General features: G+C 63.0%; 17 protein-coding genes and 2 pseudogenes. 16 read left to right on the top strand and 3 right to left on the bottom strand.

The annotated features are described in order from the left end of the window. Positions 1-286: pseudogene (locus A3AI_RS46365) on the top strand (integrase core domain-containing protein); the annotation flags it as partial. Here A3AI_RS46365 and A3AI_RS0121320 read toward each other — a convergent pair. After that, positions 281-895: pseudogene (locus A3AI_RS0121320) on the bottom strand (NAD(P)-dependent oxidoreductase); the annotation flags it as partial. The pseudogenes A3AI_RS46365 and A3AI_RS0121320 sit on opposite strands and share 6 nt — an antisense overlap. 203 nt (positions 896-1,098) lie before the next feature. Between A3AI_RS0121320 and A3AI_RS0121315 the strand changes: the two are divergent. The 3 genes from A3AI_RS0121315 to A3AI_RS0121305 all read left to right on the top strand — a co-directional run bounded on the left by A3AI_RS0121315 (position 1,099) and on the right by A3AI_RS0121305 (position 2,738). Next, positions 1,099-1,701, top strand: coding sequence for a thiamine pyrophosphate-binding protein (locus tag A3AI_RS0121315; protein WP_024517517.1), 603 nt, complete (start codon positions 1,099-1,101; stop codon positions 1,699-1,701). Between the two features lie 8 nt (positions 1,702-1,709). Beyond that, complete coding sequence (locus tag A3AI_RS0121310; RefSeq protein WP_024517516.1) at positions 1,710-2,312, top strand: thiamine pyrophosphate-dependent enzyme; 603 nt, start codon at positions 1,710-1,712, stop codon at positions 2,310-2,312. Positions 2,313-2,387: 75 nt separating this feature from the next. Then, entirely contained in the window at positions 2,388-2,738 is a 351-nt protein-coding gene (locus A3AI_RS0121305; protein ID WP_024517515.1) for a VanZ family protein, read from the top strand. Between the two features lie 65 nt (positions 2,739-2,803). Here the strand turns inward: A3AI_RS0121305 and A3AI_RS0121300 are convergent, their stop codons facing one another. After that, entirely contained in the window at positions 2,804-4,933 is a 2,130-nt protein-coding gene (locus tag A3AI_RS0121300; protein WP_024517514.1) for an acetate--CoA ligase family protein, read from the bottom strand. Positions 4,934-5,145: 212 nt separating this feature from the next. Here A3AI_RS0121300 and A3AI_RS0121295 point away from each other — a divergent pair, with 212 nt between their 5' ends. The 10 genes from A3AI_RS0121295 (at position 5,146) to A3AI_RS0121245 (ending at position 17,880) form a co-directional block, all read left to right on the top strand. Next, on the top strand, positions 5,146-5,841 hold the full coding sequence (locus tag A3AI_RS0121295; protein ID WP_502685755.1) for a GntR family transcriptional regulator: 696 nt from the start codon (positions 5,146-5,148) through the stop codon (positions 5,839-5,841). Between the two features lie 65 nt (positions 5,842-5,906). Further along, the gene (oxc, locus tag A3AI_RS0121290; RefSeq protein ID WP_024517512.1) at positions 5,907-7,637 is read left to right on the top strand and encodes an oxalyl-CoA decarboxylase; all 1,731 of its coding nucleotides are present in this window, start codon (positions 5,907-5,909) and stop codon (positions 7,635-7,637) included. A gap of 71 nt (positions 7,638-7,708) precedes the next feature. Further along, complete coding sequence (frc, locus tag A3AI_RS0121285; RefSeq protein WP_024517511.1) at positions 7,709-8,986, top strand: formyl-CoA transferase; 1,278 nt, start codon at positions 7,709-7,711, stop codon at positions 8,984-8,986. 210 nt (positions 8,987-9,196) lie between these two features. After that, complete coding sequence (locus tag A3AI_RS48810) at positions 9,197-9,337, top strand: hypothetical protein (protein WP_198030161.1); 141 nt, start codon at positions 9,197-9,199, stop codon at positions 9,335-9,337. Positions 9,338-9,549: 212 nt separating this feature from the next. Then, the gene (gene oxlT, locus A3AI_RS0121275) at positions 9,550-10,851 is read left to right on the top strand and encodes an oxalate/formate MFS antiporter (protein WP_024517510.1); all 1,302 of its coding nucleotides are present in this window, start codon (positions 9,550-9,552) and stop codon (positions 10,849-10,851) included. Between the two features lie 316 nt (positions 10,852-11,167). Next, positions 11,168-11,596, top strand: a complete 429-nt coding sequence (locus A3AI_RS0121265) for a CBS domain-containing protein (RefSeq protein ID WP_024517509.1) — start codon at positions 11,168-11,170, stop codon at positions 11,594-11,596. A gap of 262 nt (positions 11,597-11,858) precedes the next feature. After that, a complete protein-coding gene (locus A3AI_RS0121260) occupies positions 11,859-12,854 on the top strand; it encodes an NAD(P)H-dependent flavin oxidoreductase (protein ID WP_024517508.1) in 996 nt (331 codons plus the stop codon). A gap of 33 nt (positions 12,855-12,887) precedes the next feature. After that, positions 12,888-13,856, top strand: coding sequence for a zinc-binding dehydrogenase (locus tag A3AI_RS0121255; RefSeq protein ID WP_024517507.1), 969 nt, complete (start codon positions 12,888-12,890; stop codon positions 13,854-13,856). Between the two features lie 117 nt (positions 13,857-13,973). Beyond that, positions 13,974-15,353: a cation diffusion facilitator family transporter gene (locus A3AI_RS0121250; protein ID WP_024517506.1), complete on the top strand. Its 1,380-nt coding sequence runs from the start codon at positions 13,974-13,976 to the stop codon at positions 15,351-15,353. 202 nt (positions 15,354-15,555) lie between these two features. Beyond that, positions 15,556-17,880, top strand: a complete 2,325-nt coding sequence (locus A3AI_RS0121245) for a PAS domain-containing sensor histidine kinase (RefSeq protein ID WP_024517505.1) — start codon at positions 15,556-15,558, stop codon at positions 17,878-17,880. 790 nt (positions 17,881-18,670) lie between these two features. On the opposite strand, the gene A3AI_RS47780 is transcribed toward A3AI_RS0121245, so the two are convergent. Then, on the bottom strand, positions 18,671-19,378 hold the full coding sequence (locus tag A3AI_RS47780) for a hypothetical protein (protein ID WP_156927875.1): 708 nt from the start codon (positions 19,376-19,378) through the stop codon (positions 18,671-18,673). On the opposite strand from A3AI_RS47780, the gene A3AI_RS0121240 reads away from it, so the two are divergent. Together A3AI_RS0121240 and A3AI_RS47775 are read left to right on the top strand one after the other, a co-directional pair. Then, the gene (locus A3AI_RS0121240; RefSeq protein ID WP_084800991.1) at positions 19,377-21,326 is read left to right on the top strand and encodes an autotransporter outer membrane beta-barrel domain-containing protein; all 1,950 of its coding nucleotides are present in this window, start codon (positions 19,377-19,379) and stop codon (positions 21,324-21,326) included. The two genes, A3AI_RS47780 and A3AI_RS0121240, sit on opposite strands and share 2 nt — an antisense overlap. 227 nt (positions 21,327-21,553) lie before the next feature. Next, positions 21,554-22,393 (top strand): hypothetical protein, encoded by an 840-nt coding sequence (locus A3AI_RS47775; protein WP_156927874.1) that lies wholly within the window; start codon positions 21,554-21,556, stop codon positions 22,391-22,393. Positions 22,394-22,397: the final 4 nt, after the last annotated feature.

Raw genomic sequence — 22,397 nt, 5'->3', positions numbered from 1 at the left:
CTGCTACAAATCCATTGCCTTCCAGAAGGCCTGCAAGCGCCTCGGCCTCAAACACATCCGCACCAAGCCCTACACCCCACAAACCAACGGCAAGGCCGAGCGCTTCATTCAAACCAGCCTGCGCGAGTGGGCTTACGCCCAGGCCTACAACACCTCAAGAGAACGCGCCGCCGAGCTGCCAAGATGGCTCCACCGCTACAATTGGCATCGTCCTCATGGCAGTATCGGGTCTGTACCACCAATCAGCAGGCTCGGCTTGGCCGGGTATAACCTCTTGAGGCTCCACATCTACCTTTTCGGCTCCGCGCGCTGCGATGTCCTCGCGCGAAAGGTAGGGATCGTAGGCCAGCACCCGCATCCCCAGCAGGCCCTTGCAGAGTTCGGCGATACGCCGGCCGACATTGCCGATGCCGACGATACCGATGGTGCGGCCCTGCACCTCGTTGCCGATCAGGTCGTTGCGGTTGACGTCGCGATCACGGCGCAGCCTGCGGTCGGAGTCGATGATGCGCTTGGACAGCGTCAGCATCATGCCGAGCGCGTGCTCGGCGACCGAATGCGCATTGCCGCCGGACTGATTGACCACGAGCACGCCGGCCGCCGTACACGCCTCGACGTCGACGGGATCGAAGCCGGCTCCGTTGGAGGAAACGATCAGAAGGTTGGGCGCGCGCCGCAGCAGGTCGGCATGAGCATGGAAGTGGGGCGCGAGCTCGTCGCGCGCCGCACCGATCTGATAGGCATGAGCCTCACGCAGGATCGGCGCGTAGACCTCCTCGGCACTCTCATTCTCCAGCCGGTCGAGCCGCACGTCGGCCCGCGCGCGCAGCGTCTCGGCATAGATCGGATGGGCAAGGTATTTGACGTAGAAAACGCGCTTGTTGTTGACGGTCATCGATCCGATTAGCCTCCCCTGCCCGGTTCTCTTGCTTGCTGTTCTCGTCCTTATCGCACGGATCACGGCTTGCGACATTGTCGCAATCGCGCAGGTCGCGATGCAGCGGGAGCATGTTGACAATCGCAGAAGGAGCGTCAAGTTTCGACGGCGCGAGGCGACCAACGTCGTCCCGGCCAATAAGGGAATAAAGGGAGGACGGCATGACGGTCGCGCAGGAAAAAACCTCACACCAGATGCGCGAGGAAAAGACGCCGTCAGAGAAGACGCCGTCAGAAAAGACGCCGTCAGAAAAGACCTGGCACGGCATCGTGCTGGACACGCTCAAGCGCAACGACATCCGCATCATTCCCTACGTTCCCGATCGCGTGCTGACGACGCTGATCAAGAGCCTGCATGCCGATCCCTTCTTCACAACCTTTGCGGCCGCGCGCGAGGAGGAAGCCGTCGGCATCGTCTCCGGAGCCTGGATGGGCGGCGTGCGCGGCGCGGTGCTGATGCAGACCTCGGGCTTTGCGACGCTGGCCAATGTGCTGGCGTCGCTCGCCATCCCCTACCAGATCCCGCTGATCATGATCGTGTCCGAGCGCGGCACGCTCGGCGAGTTCAACTATGGCCAGTCGCTGGTGTGCCGCACCATGCGACCGGTCCTGGACTCGCTCGCCATGGAGCACCACACCATCACCCGGCTCGACGAACTCGAGTTCATCGTCGACCGCTCCATCAAGCAGGCCGTGACCACGCAGGCACCGGTGGCGCTGATCCTCTCGCCGCTTTTGACCGGCGGCAAGGTGTTCGACAAGTGAGCGAAACCATGAGCACAACGATGCGCAACACCAAGGTGATGAACCGCTTTGACCTCACCTCGCGGCTGGTCAAGAAGCTGAAGCACGAAGAGGCCGTGATCGGCGGCATCGGCAACACCAATTTCGACCTGTGGGCGGCCGGCCACCGGCCGCAGAATTTCTACATGCTGGGCAGCATGGGGCTCGGCTTTCCGATCGCGCTCGGGGTGGCATTGGCCCAGCCAGAGCGGCGGGTCTTTGCGCTGGAGGGCGACGGGTCGCTGCTGATGCAGCTCGGCTCTCTCACAACCATCGCGGCACTTTCGCCGAAAAATCTCACCATGGTGGTCATGGACAACGGCATCTATCAGATTACCGGCGCGCAGCCGACGCCGGCGGCACAGGTCGCCGATATCGTGGCAATTGCCGCAGCCAGCGGCCTTGCCGGCAGCGCCTGGGCCGCGGACGAGGAGGATTTCGAGCGCCTGATCGATCAAGCACTGGCGGCAACCGGACCCACGCTGATCGGGGTCCGCATCGACGACAAGCCCGGCGTTGGAACCACGCGGCGGGATCCCGTGCAGATCCGCGAACGTTTCATGCTGGGACTTAACGTGCGGCAGCCGCTGTAACCCTCGTTTACTACACGGATATCTGAAAGCGCGCGCAACGCATGCGCTTGGCCGAAATTGTGCTATGCAGCGGAGATGACCATCCTTCTCCGCATCTGCGCCTGGCTCTTGGCCGCCGCTGTCACCTTTTTCACGCTCGGACCGCCGACCTTGCGCCCGCATGCCATGTTGGGCCAGGACGCGGACCACAGCCTCGCCTTCCTGCTGGTCGGGCTTGCCTTTGCCTTCGCCTATCCCAAGCACCGGCGGCTTGCCATGGCCATGTCAGTGGTCCTGATCGGCGCGCTCGAACTCCTGCAGTTAATGTTCCCCGGCCGTCACGCGCGGCTGGAAGATTTTGTGGTCGACGCACTCGCCGCTATCGCCGGCTTTGCGCTGGCAGCGCTGCTCGATTGGGCGAGGGAGCGGCGCTGGGAGCCGTCCTGAGCCTGCTCAAACAAAAATGCCGCCCGGAAAACCGGACGGCATGTTCGATGCGCAGATTCCAAGCCTTACAGCAGGCCCGCGCCGCGCGCCCATTTGTACTTGGCACCCAGCACCTCGACCGGCAGTTCCGTCGAGTAGGCATAGGCCGGAATGCCGTGCTGATACAGATATTCGGCGGCTTCCTCGACCTCGACGTCGCCGGCGAGCGAGGCGACTATCGGCTTTACGAAGCCCTTCGCCTCCATCTCTTTCTTCACTTCGACCATGTTGCGCGCGAACACCATGGGTGGCGTCACGATGGTGTGCCAGTAGCCGAGGATCAGCGCATGGATGCGCTCGTCCGACAGGCCGAGCTTGACCGTGTTGACATAGGTGATCGGCGGCTCGCCACCGGTGATGTCGACGGGGTTGCCGGCGGCGCCGAACGGCGGGATGAACTTGCGGAAGGCCGCATCGAGGTCCGGCGGCATCGCCATCAGCGACAAGCCGTTGTCGACCACCGAGTCCGAGAGCAAGACGCCCGAGCCGCCCGCGCCGGTGATGATCAGCACGTTCTCGCCTTTCGGCGTCGGCAGCACCGGAACGCCGCGGGCGAATTCGAGCAACTGCCGCAGAGAGCGGGCCCGGATCACGCCGGACTGCCTGAACACGTCCTCGTAGATCTTGTCATTGCCGGCAAGCGCGCCGGTATGCGAGGACGCCGCCTTCGCGCCGGCCGAGGTGCGACCAGCCTTCAGGACCACCACCGGCTTCTTCTTGGAGACGCGCTTGGCGGCCTCCGCGAAGGCGCGGCCGTCCTTCAGGTCCTCGCAGTGCTGGGCGATCAGGTTCGTGTTGGGGTCCTGCTCGAAGAACGCGAGCAGATCGTCCTCGTCGATATCGGACTTGTTGCCGAGGCCGACGATCGCGGACACACCCATTTTCGCCGAGCGCGAGAAGCCGATGATCGCCATGCCGATGCCGCCGGATTGCGACGACAGCGCCGCATGGCCCTTGACGTCATAGGCCGTGCAGAACGTCGCACAGAGATTGGCGGGGGTATAATAGAAGCCGTAGATGTTCGGCCCCATCAGGCGGATATTGTACTTCTTGCCGACCTCAACGATTTCGTCCTGCAATTCGGGATGGCCCGCTTCGGCGAAGCCGGAGGGAATCAGCACCGCGCCGGGAATCTTCTTCTCACCGCATTCGGCGAGCGCGCCCGCGACGAATTTGGCGGGGATCGCGAACACCGCGACGTCGATCACGCCGGGGACCTCGGTGACGCTCTTGTATGCCTTGTAGCCGAGAATCTCGCCCGCCTTCGGGTGGATCGGGTAGATCTCGCCCTTGTAGCCGCCATTGATGAGATTCTTCATCACGGAGTTGCCGATCTTGCCGTCCTCGGACGAGGCGCCGATCACGGCGACCGCCTTGGGCTGCATGATGCGGTTCATGGCCGTGACGATTTCATCGTTCGAACGCGGCGCCGGGCGCGGCTTGTAATCGAAATTGACGACGATGCGCACGTCGGCCGCGATCGCATCCTTCTTGGTCGCGAACACCGGATTGAGGTCGAGTTCGACGATTTCAGGGAAATCGCTGACAAGCTGCGACACTTTCACGATCACAGCCGAAAGCGCCTCACGGCTGACCGGGTCGCCGCCACGCACGCCTTTGAGCATTTCATGCGCCTGGATGCCGTCGAGCATCGACAGCGCATCTTCCGTCGTCGCGGGCGCGAGGCGGAACGTGATGTCCTTCAAGACCTCGACGAGCACGCCGCCGAGGCCAAAGGCCACGAGCTTGCCGAACGAGCCGTCGGTGATGGAGCCGACGATGACCTCGGTGCCGCCGGCCAGCATTTGCTGCACCTGGATGCCCTCGATCTTGGCATCGGCCTTGTATTTCTTCGCATTGGCGAGAATCGTGTCATGGGCCTTCTCGGCCTCGGCCGCATTCTTCACGCCGACCATGACGCCGCCGGCTTCGGTCTTGTGCAGGATGTCCGGCGAGACGATCTTCATCACCACCGGAAAGCCCATGTCGCCGGCGATCTTCGCGGCTTCAGCGGCCGACTTCGCCAGCCCCTCTTTCGGCACCGGGATGCCGTAGGCATCGCAGACCAGCTTGCCCTCCGGGGCGGTCAGACTGTTGCGCTTGTCCGCCTTGACCTGATCAAGAACCTTGCGGACGGCTTCTTTGGCACTGGACATCAGCTTCCTCCTACGGCACCTTTTATGGCATTTGGTATGCCAGAAACGAGATTGTCAAGACAAGGCATTGTGTGAAAACGCTGAAAAAGCCAGCAGCCTTGACAAGCTGGCATCTGGCATGCCAAAAACATTCTGAGAAGATACCAGTAGACATCTCCCCTGGGAGAGGGCTTGTCGTGTCCATCAGGAAACTAACCAAGGTGGCGCCGACCATGGCGGATGCAGACATCGCAATCGTAAGGATTGCCCCGGAGACCAGCTTCAAGAACAAGGCCTATGAGGCGCTCAAGGAAGCGATCCTCAAGATGGATATCTACGCGACGCCGGAGCCCGTGATGCTTGACGAGCGGGCGCTGTCGGAGCGGCTCGGCGTCAGCCGCACGCCGATCCGCGAGGCGATTGCGATGCTGGAGCAGGACGGCTTCGTGAAGACCGTGCCGCGCCGGGGCATCATGGTGGTGAGGCGGACCAAGAGCGAGATCGTCGACATGATCCGCGCCTGGGCGGCGCTTGAGAGCATGGCCGCGCGGCTGATCACCACCACCGCCAGCAAGAAAGACATCTCGGCGCTGCGTGACGTCTTCAAGGATTTCGGCAAGGACCGCCTTCCGCAGGACCACATCGACGAATATTCCCGCGCCAACATCGCCTTCCACCAGGCGCTGATCTCGCTGTCGGAATCGCCGGTGCTGGTCGATTTGACCAACGATCTCCTGCTGCACGTGCGCGGCTACCGGCAGCTCACCATTGGCCGCACTGAACGCACAGCTGCCTCGCTGCCCGAACACCTCGGAATCATCGAAGCGCTGGAAGCGCGCGACACCGAACTCGCCGAAAAACGCGCGCGCGACCACACGCTGGGCCTTGCCGCCTACGTCGAGGCGCATGGCCAGGAGCTGTTTGGCTGAACCGCTGACATCTTCAGAAGACGATCAACACGTCGCCAAGAAGCGACGAACAGGGAGACGAGCCCATGCTCAACACTGCACAGAAAACCGAGGCATCGGGCGCCGAGCAAGAGCTGACGGATGGCTTCCATCTCGTCATCGACGCGCTCAAGCTCAACGGCATCGAGACGATCTACAACGTGCCGGGGATTCCGATCACCGACCTCGGCCGCATGGCGCAGGCTGCCGGCATCCGCGTGCTCTCTTTCCGTCACGAGCAGAATGCGGGCTATGCGGCGGCGATCGCGGGCTTCCTGACCAAGAAGCCAGGCGTTTGTCTCACGGTCTCCGCGCCGGGCTTCCTCAACGGCCTCACTGCGCTCGCCCACGCGACCACCAATTGTTTCCCGATGATCCTGATCTCCGGCTCTTCCGAACGCGAGATCGTCGACCTGCAGCAGGGCGACTACGAGGAGATGGACCAGCTTGCGATCGCAAAGCCGCTCTGCAAGGCGGCTTATCGCGTGTTGCACGCCCAGGACATCGGCATCGGCCTTGCGCGCGCCATTCGCGCCGCGGTATCGGGCCGGCCCGGCGGCGTCTATCTCGATCTGCCGGCAAAGCTGTTCGCGCAGGTAATCAATGCCGAGGCCGGCGCAAAATCGCTGGTGAAGGTGATCGATGCTGCACCGGCGCAGATCCCCTCGCCTGCCGCGGTGAAGCGCGCACTCGACGTGCTCAAGGCCGCAAAACGGCCCCTCATCATCCTTGGCAAGGGCGCGGCCTATGCCCAGGCCGACGATGCCATCAAGACGCTGGTTGAAAAGAGCGGCATTCCCTTCCTGCCCATGAGCATGGCGAAGGGCCTGTTGCCCGACACGCATCCGCAATGCGCGGGCGCCGCACGCTCCACGGTGCTGAAGGATTCCGACGTCGTCATGCTGATCGGTGCGCGCCTCAACTGGCTGCTGTCGCACGGCAAGGGCAAGACCTGGGGCGAGGCCCCGAAGAAGTTCATCCAGGTCGACATCGAGCCCAGGGAAATGGACTCCAATGTCGAAATCGTAGCTCCTCTCGTTGGCGACATCGGCTCCTGCGTCACGGCGCTGATCGAGGCCATGGGCAGTGGCGGGACCACCGCCCCCGCCGACTGGGTCGATGCGGTAAAGGCCAAGCGCGAGGAGAACGTCGCCAAAATGGCGCCGCGGCTGATGAACAACAAGTCGCCGATGGACTATCACGGCGCGCTCGGCGCGCTGCGCACCATCATCAAGGAGCGACCCGACGCGATCCTGGTCAACGAAGGCGCCAACACGCTCGACCTCGCGCGCGGCGTGATCGACATGTATCAGCCGCGCAAGCGGCTCGACGTCGGCACCTGGGGCGTGATGGGCATCGGCATGGGCTCGGCGATTGCGGCAGCGATTGAGACCGGCAAGCCGGTGCTGGCGGTGGAAGGCGACAGCGCCTTCGGCTTCTCCGGCATGGAGGTCGAGACCATCTGCCGCTACAACCTCCCGATCTGCATCGTCATCTTCAACAATGACGGCATCTATCGCGGCACCGACGTCAACTCTGCGGGCGCCGATCCCGCGACCACCGTGTTCGTGAAGGGCGCGCGCTACGACAAGATGATGGAGGCGTTCGGCGGTGTCGGCGTCAACGCCACCTCGCCCGACGAGCTCAAGCGCGCCGTGAATGCGGCAATGGATTCTGGCAAGCCGACGCTCATCAATGCAGTGATCGATCCCGCCGCCGGAAGCGAAAGCGGCCGCATCGGCAATCTCAATCCGCAGAGCGTGCTGAAGAAGAAATAAGTCACCACCCCGTCATTCCCCGCGCAGGTGGAACGACAACAAACAAAGTAGTTTTGAGGAGAAACCCTATCATGACCAAGGCGCTGACGGGCGTTCGCATTCTCGATTTCACCCACGTCCAGTCGGGACCGACTTGCACGCAGCTGCTCGCCTGGTTCGGCGCCGATGTGATCAAGGTCGAACGTCCGGGCGTCGGCGACATCACGCGCGGGCAATTGCAGGACATCCCGAACGTGGACAGCCTGTATTTCACCATGCTCAACCATAACAAGCGCTCGATCACGCTCGACACCAAGAACCCCAAGGGCAAGGAGGTGCTGACCGAGTTGATCAGGAAATGCGACGTCCTGGTGGAGAATTTCGGCCCCGGCGTGCTCGATCGCATGGGCTTCCCCTGGGAGAAGATCCAGAGCATCAATCCGAAGATGATCGTGGCCTCGATCAAGGGTTTTGGCCCTGGACCTTACGAGGACTGCAAGGTCTATGAGAACGTCGCGCAGTGCACCGGCGGCGCCGCCTCGACCACAGGCTTCCGCGACGGCCTTCCCCTCGTCACCGGCGCGCAGATCGGCGACAGCGGTACTGGCCTGCATCTGGCGCTCGGCATCGTCACCGCGTTGTTCCAGCGTACCCATACCGGCAGGGGCCAGCGCGTCACGGCCGCAATGCAGGATGGCGTGCTCAACCTCTGCCGCGTCAAGCTGCGCGACCAGCAGCGGCTCGACCACGGCCCGTTGAAGGAATACAGCCAGTTCGGCGAAGGCATCCCGTTCGGCGACGCGACACCGCGCGCCGGCAACGATTCCGGCGGCGGACAGCCGGGCCGCATTCTCAAATGCAAGGGCTGGGAGACCGATCCCAACGCCTACATCTATTTCATCACGCAGGCGCCGGTGTGGGAGAAGATCTGCGACGTGATCGGCGAGCCCACCTGGAAGACCCATCCGGATTATGCCAAGCCGCCGGCCCGCCTGCCACGGCTGAACCAGATCTTCGCGCGCATCGAGCAATGGACAACGACCAAGACGAAGTTCGAGGCGATGGAGATTCTCAACAAATACGACATCCCCTGCGGCCCGATCCTGTCGATGAAGGAACTGGCCGAGGACGAATCGCTGCGCAAGACCGGCACCGTGGTCGAGGTCGACCATCCCACCCGCGGCAAGTACCTCTCGGTCGGCAATCCGATCAAGCTGTCGGACAGCCCCGCGGACGTCGTGCGGTCGCCGCTCTTGGGCGAGCACACCGATGAAATCCTGCGCCAGGTGCTCGGCTTCTCTGATCACCAGGTCGCCGACATTCATGACTCCGGCGCACTCGACCCGCCCCGCAAGGAGGCGGCGGAATAAGACCGGTTTCAGATACCCGGATTTTGCCAAGGCCGCCTTCGGGCGGCCTTTTTGCTGTCCCTGGAACTACGAATGCTGCATTGCGAGATATCGCATGCTGCTATGCAAACAAACGCATTGTTCTGGCATCTGGTATACATTAACTCCATTCCCAGAACTCGAGGCGGGGCTGCCGGCCGCGTCACAGAGAAGAGGAAAGAGAGAATTTTCATGTCCAGGACTTCTGCCGCCGCGTTTCATGCGCCCTCCGCCGGTCTGTTCAGCCGCCTGTTCGCTACTGTCGATCGGCTGTTGCTAGCCTATGCCGAGATGACCATCCGAAACGGAGACATTCCGCGTCACGGCGTCTGAGCCGAGGCCTCTCGACTAGTCCAATTATCTATCTTGCTTGATGGCCCCATTTCGGGGCCATTTGCGTTACAGCTGCTACCCGCTCACCAATTTGTCGCAGGCGACGAATTGGTCTTGCGCCGTGGAATATATTATACCAGACTGTGTGACCTGCAGCGCTGGACCCGCCCCAAACGAGCGAGGTGAAAGAAGCGCGCATTGGGAGGGACACTATGACGGCAACCGCAGCGAGCGCGCCAGGCCAAATTTCCAACGGCTTCCGGTGGACGCAACTGATCATCGGCGTCATCTGCATGGCGATGATGGCCAATCTCCAATACGGCTGGACATATTTCGTCGGTCCGATGGCGAAAGCCCATTCCTGGGAAGTCGGCAGCATCCAGGTTGCATTCAGCATCTTCATCGCACTCGAGACTTGGGCGACCCCGGTTCAGGGATGGATCGTCGACTCGCTCGGCCAGAAGGGCCCGAGATTGATGGTTGCGCTTGGTGGTGTGTTCGCTGCGCTCGGCTGGCTCATCAACTCCAAGGCAGGATCGCTCGAGATGCTGTATCTCGGCGCGGTCATTTCGGGCGTGGGCGCGGGCGGGGTCTACGCCACCTGCGTCGGCAACGCCGTGAAATGGTTCCCTGATCGCCGCGGCCTCGCAGTTGGCATCACCGCAGCCGGCTTTGGCGCCGGCGCAGTCGTGACCGTCATTCCCATTCAGATGATGATTGCCTCGATCGGCTATGCCGACACCTTCTTCTGGTTCGCGCTGGTACAAGGCGGCGTCGTCTTCCTGTTGGCCTGGTTTCTCCGCCCGCCGATGCCGGGCGAGGCGCCGCCCGCATCGGCCGTGAAAGTGTTGCAATCGAAGACCAGCAGTACGCCGGGCCAAATGCTCGCCTCTCCGATATTCTGGCTGCTCTACCTCATGTTCGTCCTGGTGTCCGCGAGCGGGTTGATGGTGGCCGCGCAGGTCGCAATCATCGCTAAGGATTACAACGTGGCACAGACGGTGATCCTGTTCGGCGGAACGACGCTGGTAGTCGCCGGCATCATCGACAATTTGGCTAACGGCGGCGCCAGGCCGTTCTTTGGCTGGGTGTCGGATCAAATCGGCCGCGAATACACGATGGCCATCGCGTTTACTCTCGGCGGCGTGGCGTACTGGCTGCTCGGAACGGTGGGCACCACCCCGTGGACATTTGTGATCTGCGCGGCGCTAATCTTCTTCACATGGGGTGAAATTTTCAGCCTATTCCCCTCGACCTGCACTGACATGTTCGGTCCGAAATACGCCACGACCAACACCGCCCTGCTTTATACGGCGAAGGGCCTGTCCGCCTTTGTCGTTCCCTTGGCCAACGTCTTGAAGTCGCAGACAGGCAGCTGGCATTCCGTGTTCCTCATCGCCGCGGTCATGAATTTTATCGTGGTCGCGCTCGCCTTGTTCGTGGTGCGGCCGATGCGGCTGTCGATCAGCGCGTCGGAAAAGAAGAACGCGGTGGCGCACGCGCCGGCTGAGTAAGCGCTGCAGCTGGTTAAACGGATTAAGTGCGAGGCGAACTCAGTGCGCCTCGTTTGCTTTTTATTGCGCAGCTTCAATCGGACCACGAACCGCCTGCTCAAGGAAAGCCGCACGCGCCGCAGCCTCCGTGATTGTGGTCTCCATCGCCTTCCCGCCCCTTGCCTCTGCGCGATCACTCGCCAGCTTAAGCATCACGCTATTGCCCTGCCGATTCGGTTCGATTTTACCGCGCAACAGAATTGACAATTGGCATAATGTATACCAGAGTGATCGGACCAGGGAGATACGACCACCACCACCCGCAGAGGAGGTTGCCATGCAAGTCGGAGATATTCTTCGCAAGAAGAACGCCCGCGTTGTCACGATCCGGATGAACGAGACCGTCGGCATCGCCGCCCGCCTGATGCGCGAGAACAATATCAGCGCGCTCGTGGTCAAGGATGTCGTCCGGTCCGAGGGCAACAACACAGCAGCCGGCATGTTTACCGAGCGCGACGTGGTGCGGGCGATCGCCGAGCATGGCGCGAACGGCGTCAACGTGAAGGTCTCGCAACTGATCTCGGTGCAGCGGCTGGTGTCCTGCAGCTCGAGCGACACGCTCGACGACGTGCGACACCTGATGAACATTCATCACATCCGCCATTTGCCGGTGATCGATAATTTCTCGCTGGCCGGCGTCATCAGCATGCGCGACATCGCCGCCGCCGTCGACCAGATCACGACCAGCGCACCGCAAGCCGCTTAAGCCGAATCCACTTCGAAGCCGCCTGCCCCGCTGCGGCTGAAGCTGAAATCTGCGCGCACTGGTTGCCCGGCGCGCGCAGATGATCGGGCTTCAATTGTCCGTCTCGTGGAACGTACGGTTCACGCCTCTGCATGACCGCACTGCCGGATCGGCCGCAAGCCGCCGGTGGACTTTTGCCGAAGCTACCGCCATCCTCTGCCTCCAAAATCACACGCAGAAGAGAGGCGCGGCACCGCTCGCGCCAGGGAGCGCTGGGCAGGACATGCTGAAAACAAGATTTACCGAGCTCGCCGGTGTCGAACACCCGATCGTGCAGGGCGGCATGCAATGGGTCGGCCGCGCCGGGCTGGTCGCAGCGGTTGCCAATGCAGGCGCGCTCGGTTTCATCACTGCGCTCACCCAACCGACGCCGGAAGACCTCAGCAAGGAAATCGCGCGCTGCCGCGACATGACCGACAAGCCGTTCGGCGTCAACCTGACCATTCTGCCCGCCATCAAGCCGCCGCCTTACGCCGAATATCGCGCCGCCATCATCGAAAGCGGCATCAAGCTGGTCGAGACCGCCGGCAACAAGCCGCAGGAGCATGTCGCCGAGTTTAGGAAGCACGGCGTCAAGGTGCTGCACAAATGCACCAGTGTCCGACACGCGCTGTCGGCCGAGCGCATGGGGGCCGATGCCATCTCGATCGACGGCTTCGAGTGCGCGGGACATCCGGGCGAGGACGACACGCCCGGCCTGATCCTGATCCCGGCCGCCGCCAACAAGGTGAAGATACCCATGATCGCCTCCGGCGGCTTTGCCGACGGCCGCGGCCTGGTCGCGGCGCTGGCGCTCGGCGCCGAGGGCATCAACATGGGCACCCGCTTCATGTGCACCAAGGAGAGCCCGATCCACCAGCTGATCAAGGAGAAGATCGTCGCCAATGACGAGCGCGAGACCGAGCTGATCTTCCGCACCATGCGCAACACCTCGCGCGTCGCCAGGAACGCGATCTCGACCAAGGTCGTTGCCATGGAGAAGGAAGGCGCGACCTTCGAGCAGGTGCGCGAGCTGGTCGCCGGCGCGCGCGGCAAGATGGTGTATGCGACCGGCGATGCCGACGAAGGCATCTGGTCCGCCGGCCAGGTACAGGGGCTGATCCACGACATCCCGAGCTGCGCCGAGCTCGTTTCCCGCATCATGCGCGAGGCGGAAGCGATCATCGAAAGCCGACTGGGTGGCATGACCGCATCCGCGCGCCGCGAGGCGGCGGAATAGCCAACATCGTTCAATCGTTCGAGAGTTGATCCCATGAAAGCCTATGTCTACGGGGCGAACGGCCCCGCAATCACCGACGTTCCCCAGCCGGCGCCGAAAGGCGCACAGGTTCTGGTCAAGGTCCGCGCCTGCGGGCTCAATCGCGCCGACCTCGGCATGACCAAGGGTCATGTGCATGGCAGCCGCGGCGGTGTCGGCACCGCGCTCGGCATGGAATGGGCCGGCGAAGTCGCCGCTCTCGGACCGCAAGCGAAGGGCGTCGCGGTCGGCGACCGCATCATGGGCTCGGGCGCGGCCGCGCTCGCCGAATACACGCTGGCTGACGCCGGCCGCATCTTCCGCGCCCCTTCCAACATGAATTTCGAGGAGGCAGCCACCCTCCCCGTCGCGCTCACCACAATGCATAATGCGGTCGTGACCAACGGCGCGCTGCAAGCAGGGCAATCCGTCCTGATCCAGGGCGCAAGCTCCGGCGTCGGGCTGATGGCGATGCAGATCGCAAAGCTCAAGGGCGCGCGGCTCGTAGTGGGATCCTCGACGAACGCGATGCGCCGCGGCCGGCTGAAGGAGTTCGGCGCCGATCTTGCGATCGATTCCTCCGACCCCGGCTGGGTCGAGCAGGTGCTCGCCGCGACCAATGGCGAAGGCGTCGATCTCATCGTCGACCAGGTCTCCGGCAAGGTCGCCAACCAGAACCTCGCCGCGACCAGGATCAAGGGCCGCATCGTCAATGTCGGCCGGCTCGGCGGTACCCATGCGGATTTCAACTTCGACCTGCATGCGGCGCGTCGCATCAACTATATCGGCGTCACCTTCCGCACCCGCACCGCGGAGGAGATCGCCGAGATCTTCGACGAGGTGAGAAAGGACATCTGGGCCGCGGTGGAAAGCCGCAAGCTGCAGCTGCCGATCGACAGAGTGTTCAAGTTCGAGGACATCGGTGCGGCGTTCGCGCACATGGAAGCCAACAAGCATCTCGGCAAGATCGTCGTGACGCTTTGATGTCTGCGACTCGATATCGGAACAATTCGCAACAAGAGAGACCAAGCTGTGGTCGGGCGCTGAAGAGCGCCCGATGCACGCTTTCATGTAGATGTGCGGGCTGGTAAACCGCCGGCCATGAACGAGGCCCATCTCCCCGACAAATCCCGCGTTGCTGCGATCTCGGTGTTTGCCAGCGCCGCCATGGCGGCGGCCAAATTCGCGGTCGGCATCCTGATCGGCTCGCTCGCGCTGATTTCGGAGGCCCTGCACTCCTCGGTCGACGTGATCGCGACCATCATCACCTGGATGGTCGTTCGTGTGTCCGACCGTCCGGCCGACGCGGAACATCATTATGGGCACGGCAAGCTCGAGAGCGTCTCCGCACTCGGCATCATCGCCCTGCTCTATGTGCTCGCCGGCGGCATCCTGGTCGAGTCCTACAGCCGCCTGCGCGACGGCGCTCCGCCGCCGGTCATCTCGATCATTCCCTTCGTCGTCCTCTTGGTCGATATTGCCGTCAATCTCTGGCGCGCGCGCGCCCTGCATCGCGCGGCACGCGCGACCCACAGCCAGGCGCTCGCGGCCGATGCCCTGCACTTTGCCTCCGATGTGGCCGGCTCGGTCGCGGTCATCGTCGGGCTCCTGCTGTCCGCTTTCGGCTTCCACTGGGGCGATGCCGCTGCCGCCGCCGCGGTCGCGCTGATGATCGCAGCGCTCGGCCTGCGGCTGGCACGCTCCACGGTGGAGACGCTGGTCGACCGCGCGCCCGAGGGCGTCGCCGAGCGCGGAACCGCAGCGATCGCCGCAGTGCCCGGGGTGGTCGCGGTCGAACGCCTGCGGGCGCGAATGGTCGGCGCCACCTATTTCATCGATGCCGTGGTCCGGGTGCCGCGCACGCTGCCGATCGACCGCGTCGAGGAGATCAAGCGCCGGGCGCAGGCCTCGGTCGCCAAGGCGCTGGGCGACGCCGACCTCACCTTCACCGCGGTGCCAGTCGCACTCAGCAATGAAAGCGTGCGCGAACGCATCATGGTGATCGCGCGCAACTCCGGGCTCGCCATCCATCACGTCACCGTGCACGACCTCGGCAGCAAGCTCATCGTCAGCATCGATCTCGAGGTCGACGGCGAGATGCCGCTCAACGAGGCCCATGCCATCGCCAACCGGCTGGAGCGCAGTATCGGCGAACAATTCGGCGAGGAGGTCGAGGTCGACACTCATATCGAGCCGCTGGAGCCGGAATTGCCGTTCGGCAGCGACGCCGCGCCGGAGCGGGTGGCGACGATTGCGCAGGCGCTGGCGCGCTACGCGGCGGACACCGAGGTCGGCGACATTCACAATGTGCGCGTGCGCGACACCGTGGCCGGCGAGATCGTCAACTTCCACTGCCGTGCGGTGCCGACGCTGAGCGTCATCAAGGTGCACGAGAATGTCGACGCGATCGAGCGCGCGCTGCGACGCGATTTTCCGAGCGTGAAGCGCGTCATCAGTCACGCAGAACCGCCACACGCTTGACGCATTCGCGCCGCGTTCCTGTTTCGGACTCACATCTTCCGTAATTTCACGCTCGGGATTCTCTGTTGGACAAGGAATTATTCGCTTTAAGGAATCGTTGACTCTCGACAGCCCGCGAAAACTGGATTCAAATCGCATTGATTCGGAAGTCATGGGGTGCTTCCGGAAGCGGTGCAGAAGAACTTCGGCGGGGGTTTAAGGCATGGCGCGCGCGCATGCGGCAAACGCATGCGTCCAATCCGATTCCATCAAGGGATTGGCGCAATCGATCGCGAAACCGGCCTACCACCGGCTGTTGATAGCGGAGCCGACGCTCCGCCGTGCGGTCCCGATACTCATCATCGCGTTCCTGATCACGATCTGCCTCGGCGCGTTCGTGCAGGTGCTCGACCAATACAGGCAGAAGCGCGCCGCGACCAAGCGCGAGCTTGCCGCGCTTGCCGACGTGCTCGTCGAACGCATCGACGACCTGACCTCGGTGCGGATGCAGCGCCTCTCCAATATCGAGCATCTGCAGGATCTCCTGCCCGATCTCGTACCAGAATGGGGCACGACCGCCGGCCGGCATGTCATCGTTACCGGCGCGGATCATCGGATCCTCGCGCGGCTCCCGATCGATGCCAGCCTTGGCGAAGCCGACCGGTTGCTCGACATCATCAGCACGGCGCAGCTCGTCGCAGCGCCCGGCCGGCGGGCCGAGGTCAGCGACATGATGCTGCCGAACGGTCGCGGCGCGCTCGCGGTCTCCCGCATCATCAAGTCGCTCCCGGGCCAGGTTGTCGTGATCCAGGAGAAGTACGAGCCGATCTGGGGCTCGGACGCGGCGCTCGCGATCACCCTGTCCGCCACGACAGGCTTCGTGGTCCTGATCCTCGGCTTTGCCTTTCACTGGCAATCGACCCGCGCCCGCGAGGGCGACCTGATCAACGATGCCGTGCGCGGCCGCATCGATACCGCGCTCAACCGGGGCCGCTGCGGTCTGTGGGACTGGGACCTGTCGCGCGGACGGATCTTCTGGTCACAATCCATGTTCACCATGCTCGGGCTCGACAGCCGCAGCGATCTGCTGACTTTCGGCGAGGTCAATGCGCTGGTGAAATCTGACGACATCGACCTGTTCTCGATCGCCGACCGGCTGATCGCCGGCGAGATCGATCACATCGACCAGAGCTTCCGCATGCAGCACGTCGACGGCCACTGGATCTGGCTGCGGGTGCGCTGCGAGCTGAGCCAGGGCGCAAACGACGCCGGGCTGCATCTGATCGGGATCGCCGTCGACATCACCGAGCAGAAGAGCCTCGCCGAGCGGACCGTGGAAGCGGATCTGCGGCTGCGCGACGCCATCGAGACCATTCCGGAAGCCTTCGTGCTCTGGGATGCGAGCGACCGCCTGGTGCTCTGCAACTCCCACTTTCAGCGCCTGCACAAGCTGCCGGATTCCGCTGTTATCCCCGGCACCTCCTACGAGACCGTGATCGAGGTCGGCAGCATGCCGGAGGTGCGCACCCGCCAGCAGGATAATGCCAACCAGATCCCGGGAGCGCGCACCTTCGAGGCACAGCTCGAGGACCGCAGCTGGCTGCACATCAGCGAGCGCCGCACCAAGGACGGCGGCTATGTCTCCGTCGGCACCGACATCACCCGCATCAAGGCGCATGAGCAGAAGCTGGTCGAGAACGACCTGCGGCTGCGCGCCACCGTCAACGATTTGAAGCGCTCGCAGGCCGAGCTCGAGCGGCAGGCCCTCGAGCTTGCCGATCTTGCCGAGAAATATGCCCGCGAGAAGAACCGTGCCGAGGAAGCCAACCAGACCAAATCAAAATTCCTCGCCAATATGAGCCACGAGCTGCGCACGCCGCTCAACGCCATCATCGGCTTCTCCGAGATCATGGGCAGCGGCATGTTCGGCGAGCTCGGCTCGGACAAATACCGCGAATATTGCCACGACATCCTGACCAGCGGCCAATACCTGCTCGAGGTGATCAACGACATCCTCGACATGTCCAAGATCGAGGCCGGCCGCATGAAGCTCGACATGGAGACGCTCGATCTCTCCAAGACGCTTGCGGAGTCGCTGCGCGTCGTCACCGGCCGCGCCCAGGACAAGGACCTTTTGCTCGACGCCGATATCAGCAGCTCCATCCCGATGGTTGCCGATCGCCGTGCCACCAAGCAGATCATGGTCAACCTGCTCTCCAACGCGGTGAAGTTCACCCCCGATGGCGGCCGCGTGGTGGTGCGGAGCCATGTGCTGCCTGACAGAATCGTGTTCCTGATCGCCGACACCGGCATCGGCATCGCCCCACATTCGCTGGCGCGGCTGGGGCGCCCGTTCGAGCAGGTCGAAAGCCAGCTCACCAAGACCTATCACGGCTCGGGCCTGGGGCTTGCGATTGCGCGGTCGCTGACCCAGCTGCACGGCGGCTCCATGAAGCTGCGCTCCAAGCTGGGCGCCGGCACCGTCGTCCGCATCTCCCTGCCCCGTGACGCCCGCAAAGCGGGGGTAAGGATATCGGCGGCGGCATAGGACCGACAGGAACCTGCAACGAGCGCACCGGCATCGTTGCAACTCCGCTGTCATCGCCCGCGAAGTGTTTAGTCGGGAGACATGGCTGAGACCTGTTCGGGCCTGAGCCGGGTGAGATGCCTATCGCACTTGTTTGGTCATGGCCGGGCGTAACGATCTGGCAGACACGATTCTGCATTCTCGCATCAATCGCGAGAGTCACTGGCGAATGCCCCTCCGATATTCCGCGAGCACCGCAGCCGAGACAGGCTCAGCGCACCCAGCTGTTGTTCCAGCGCGGGCGAACCGCCGCGATAGGTCAGCATCACTGCCAACTGCGTGGCCCGAAAGGTACAACTGTCCGAATGTTGGGATTGTGCTCGTCCTCGCCACACTTGCGACGGCTCTTGCTGCAATTGTGACGCTCTGATTTGCAAGCTTAGCTTGCGCCGTGATTTCCGCGCTATAGCCGTTTGCCGCGAAGAGGCAATTTGAACCTTTGCGCATCTGAGCCGGCTGAAGCGATCGTCTGTCGCTTCGGTGCCGGCGCGGCAATGGACGTTGGGGGAGCGATGAATCCCAGGGGTGTGTCGCGTTCGGCGCTTGCGTTCAGTCACCTCTTCGCGCCGAAAGCTCGCATCCAACTGAACTTGCGCGACGCGGAAGAATGTCGCGCGCCGCATTACCTTGCAGTTCGCACGTTGCATGGAGGTCGATTCGCGATCCTGCTGATTGGTGCAGCCCTGCTCGACCCCACACAGACTGCCCGCGCACAGCAATGCACGGCGAACCCGACCAATGGCGGTGTCCTTCAGAGCGGGGGAACCTGCATCGACAACAACAATGTCAGCACCGGTTTCGGAACGGCGGTGGACGCATCGAATGCCGCCAATGTCACGACAAACGGTACCGTGACGGCCAACGGCGGCGGAACGGGGATCAGCGCCACCACCAATGCAACGGTCACGGCAAACGGCAACGTGACCGCCGCCGGCATCGGCTTGAGCGCGGCCAGCGGCGGCACGATCATCGCCAACGGGATCACGCTGGGAAATACCGGCGGCGGCGCGGAGGCGATGCTCGCCAATGGCGGAACGATCATTGCAAACGGCATCACTGTCGCGTGGCCAAACGGCTTTGGCACGGCACTGATGGAGGCAACAAACGGTGGAGTCATCGAGTTCACCCCCAATTCGTCGATCACCGTCCCCAGCGGCGGGTTCGGTATCGCGGTGATCTTGTCCGATGGGGCCGCGAGCCGGGTCACAGCCGACGGCTTGACGATGAACATCACAAGTGGATCGGGCGGAGAAAACTCCTTCAAAGCGCAGAACGGCGCAAGCATCAGCCTTACAAACAGCACGATCAACAATTCGGTGTCTTCCTCGGGAGGAGGAGACACCGGTTTCTGGGCCACCGGTGCCGGGAGCACGATCACGGCAACCAATACGAACCTCGCGGTGGGCGGCAGCGGCGGCGACTTCGGGGTGCGGGCGGACACGAATGGCAGTGTTGTCATGAACGGCGGCTCGGCGTCCGTCATCAACGGCGCGGGAGGCCTGCTGCAGAACGGCGGCTCCGTCACGATGACCGGCACCAATGTGAGCGCGTCGGGGAATGGCGGCATCGGCTTTCTGTTCAACAATGGCGGCGGCGCGACGACGCTGAACTACTCTGCGGGCACGATTACCGCGAGCAACGCGTCCTTCTCGGTGCAAGGCTCCACGGCCAATATCAGCCTTGCCAACACGACGGCGACCGCGAACAACAATACCCTGCTTGCGACGAGTTCGTCGGGCAGCACGACGTTCAACGCGCAGGGATCGATTCTGCAAGGGGTGATCACGACTGACGCCAGCAGCACCAGCACGGTCAATCTCACACAACAGACCGTCTGGACGATGACCGGCAATTCGAACGCAACCAACGTCACCAACAACAGCAGCGAGATCGTCTACACCCCGCCAACCGGCGACCAGACGCAATTGTCGAGCTACAAGACGCTGACTGCGAACAACTACATCGGCGTAGGCGGCACCATTCAGCTCAACACCTATCTCGGCAACGACAGTTCCCCGTCCGACAGGCTGATCATCAACGGCGGCACGGCGACGGGCTCAACGGGGCTCAGAATTCTAAATACAACCGGCCCCGGTGATCAGACCGTCGCCAACGGCATCCTGGTGGTCCAGACTCTCAACAACGCCACCACGGCACTCAACGCTTTCACGCTTACCAACCCGGAGCTACGCGCGGGCGCCTTCGACTATCGCCTGTTCCGCGGTGGGATCAACGGCAGCGATCCCCAGGATTGGTTCCTGCGCTCAACCTTCATGGGCCCGCCGATACCGCCGGAGCCACCTTTACCGCCGGAGCCGCCTTTGCCGCCTGATCCTCCCCCGGAGCCGCTGCCGCCGGGCCCCCACCCGATCATCGGGCCGGAGCTTGCGACCTATGGCGTGGTGCAACCGATCGCCCGGCAGATGGGATTGACCACGCTCGGCACCTTCCATGAGCGCGTCGGCGATGCGGCAGCGGATGCTGCGTGCCTGAATGCCACTCCCGACGACGCGCTCATCACCAAGGCCCCGCCTGTCCCGTACAATAACTGCCGGCAGGAGGTGGTTTGGGGCCGCTTGTTCGGCCAGCAAATCGACAACCACTACCAGGCCTTTGCCGACCCGCGCGCCGACGGTCAGGTGGCCGGCATCCAGGCCGGCGCCGACCTCTGGCGCGGCGGCCTGATCCCGGGCCACAGCGACACCGCCGGCCTCTACTTTGCCTATGGCAACGGCAACGCGGGCGTGAACGGCCTGGTCACCAACGCGGCGGCAACCGCCTATGTGCTGCAGCACACCGGTTCGGTGAACCTCAATGCCTATTCCATTGGTGGGTACTGGACCCACATTGGTCCTACCGGCTGGTACATCGACGCCGTGCTGCAAGGCTCGTTCTACAGCGGCAACGCGGCGACACAGTTTGCCAATCTGCCGACCGTTGGCACGGGCTTCACCTCATCGCTGGAGAGTGGCTATCCGATCCCGCTGCCCTGGCTTGGGCCACGCTTCGTGCTGGAGCCGGAGGCCCAGGTCATCTGGCAACGGGTTGCCTTCGACCAGGATAATGACGGCCTGGGCCCGGTTGCGCTCGGCACGACGTCCGGCGTCAGCGCGCGTCTCGGCCTGCGCGGCAAGTGGACAATCACCGACCCCGCCGGGCGGGTGTGGCAGCCTTATGTGCTCGCCAATGTCTGGGAGGACTGGGGCGGTAACGCCACGACCATGTTCGGCGTTGATCCAGTGCCCCTGATCGACCAGGCCACGCGGATCGAGTTTGCCGGCGGCTTCAGCGCGAAGCTTCTCAAGGGCTTTAGCATCTACGCCCAGGCCGGCTACCAGTTCGCCACCTCAAGTCAGTTCCGCCGCGATGGCGTCAAGGGCGACTTCGGCGTGCATTACGCATGGTAGATTCCATTAGTCCAACAACGGACTCCCAGTCCAAGTGCGCTTACCGCACTTCTTCAGCAGATCATTGAAGGCCTCGATGGCCAGAACGTTTAGCATTGTGTCCCGTTCGATGCCGCAAAGGCGGAAGCTACCACCACTTTTTGCATCGAGCAGTTAACCGCCGTCTCCGTAAGAATTCATTTACCTCCGGGTCCGATGATTTGCCCGTCGTTTAGGAGGTTTCCAGCATGCGTGCGGAGCCGGAATTCCAAAGTGCGACACCAACAGGGTTTGCTGAGCAGACGGTTCACTCTCAAGCAGGAGCCGATCAGTCTGAGATCCATATTTTGGCCGGCGACCGAATCGATGCCGCCAACTCAATCTCGTCAGGATGGAGCGGCAGGCCGGCACTCGATTCTCACGTCGATGATGCCAGAAGGATCGTAAGCAGATCGATCGGAAGACTTGGCGAGAATCTAGACAAAATCCGGGCGTCGGTTACGCGCCGTTCATTGTCAATCGGAGGCGCACTCGTTGTCGCCTTTGGCCTCGGCTGGGCCTGCGCGACGATCTATAATTCAAATCCTGACGCAAGCTCGATTCTGCTCGATCAGAAAGTTGACCTGTCACCAGGAAGGCTTGATGTCGAAAAGGACGTCCGGCGTAACCATAGAATTGCAAACGCGGCTGTCCTCTCAAACCCCGCGCCTGCTGAGTCAAATAAGCCGAAGCTGTCTGCTTCGGCGGCCAGCACACGTTCTGCGGCCGCTGCTCCAGTTCATGCCGAACCACAGAGCATACCAACACAAGGTATGCAGAAGAGTTCACCGTCCAGAGCGCCGTCGGCGTCCGGCGATTCAGATCCGCCGCTCCCCCTTTCCCCGGTGCCGGAGACCAAGCCGACGACCATCGCCGGTTGGAGCGTTCGCGAGGTCTACGGAGAAAAGGTCGTTCTCGCGGGGCCCGATCACGCCTGGACCGTGAAGACAGGAGATACCGTTCCGGGGGTGGGCCGGATCGATACGATCGTGCGATGGGGCAATCGTTGGATCGTCTCAACCACTGCGGGACTCATTTCGACTGAATAGTCGC

Source organism: Bradyrhizobium sp. Tv2a-2, assembly GCF_000472425.1.
Lineage (GTDB): Bacteria > Pseudomonadota > Alphaproteobacteria > Rhizobiales > Xanthobacteraceae > Bradyrhizobium.
The sequence above is the reverse complement of the archived record's forward strand: the minus strand, read 5'-3'. Positions and strand labels throughout refer to the sequence as shown.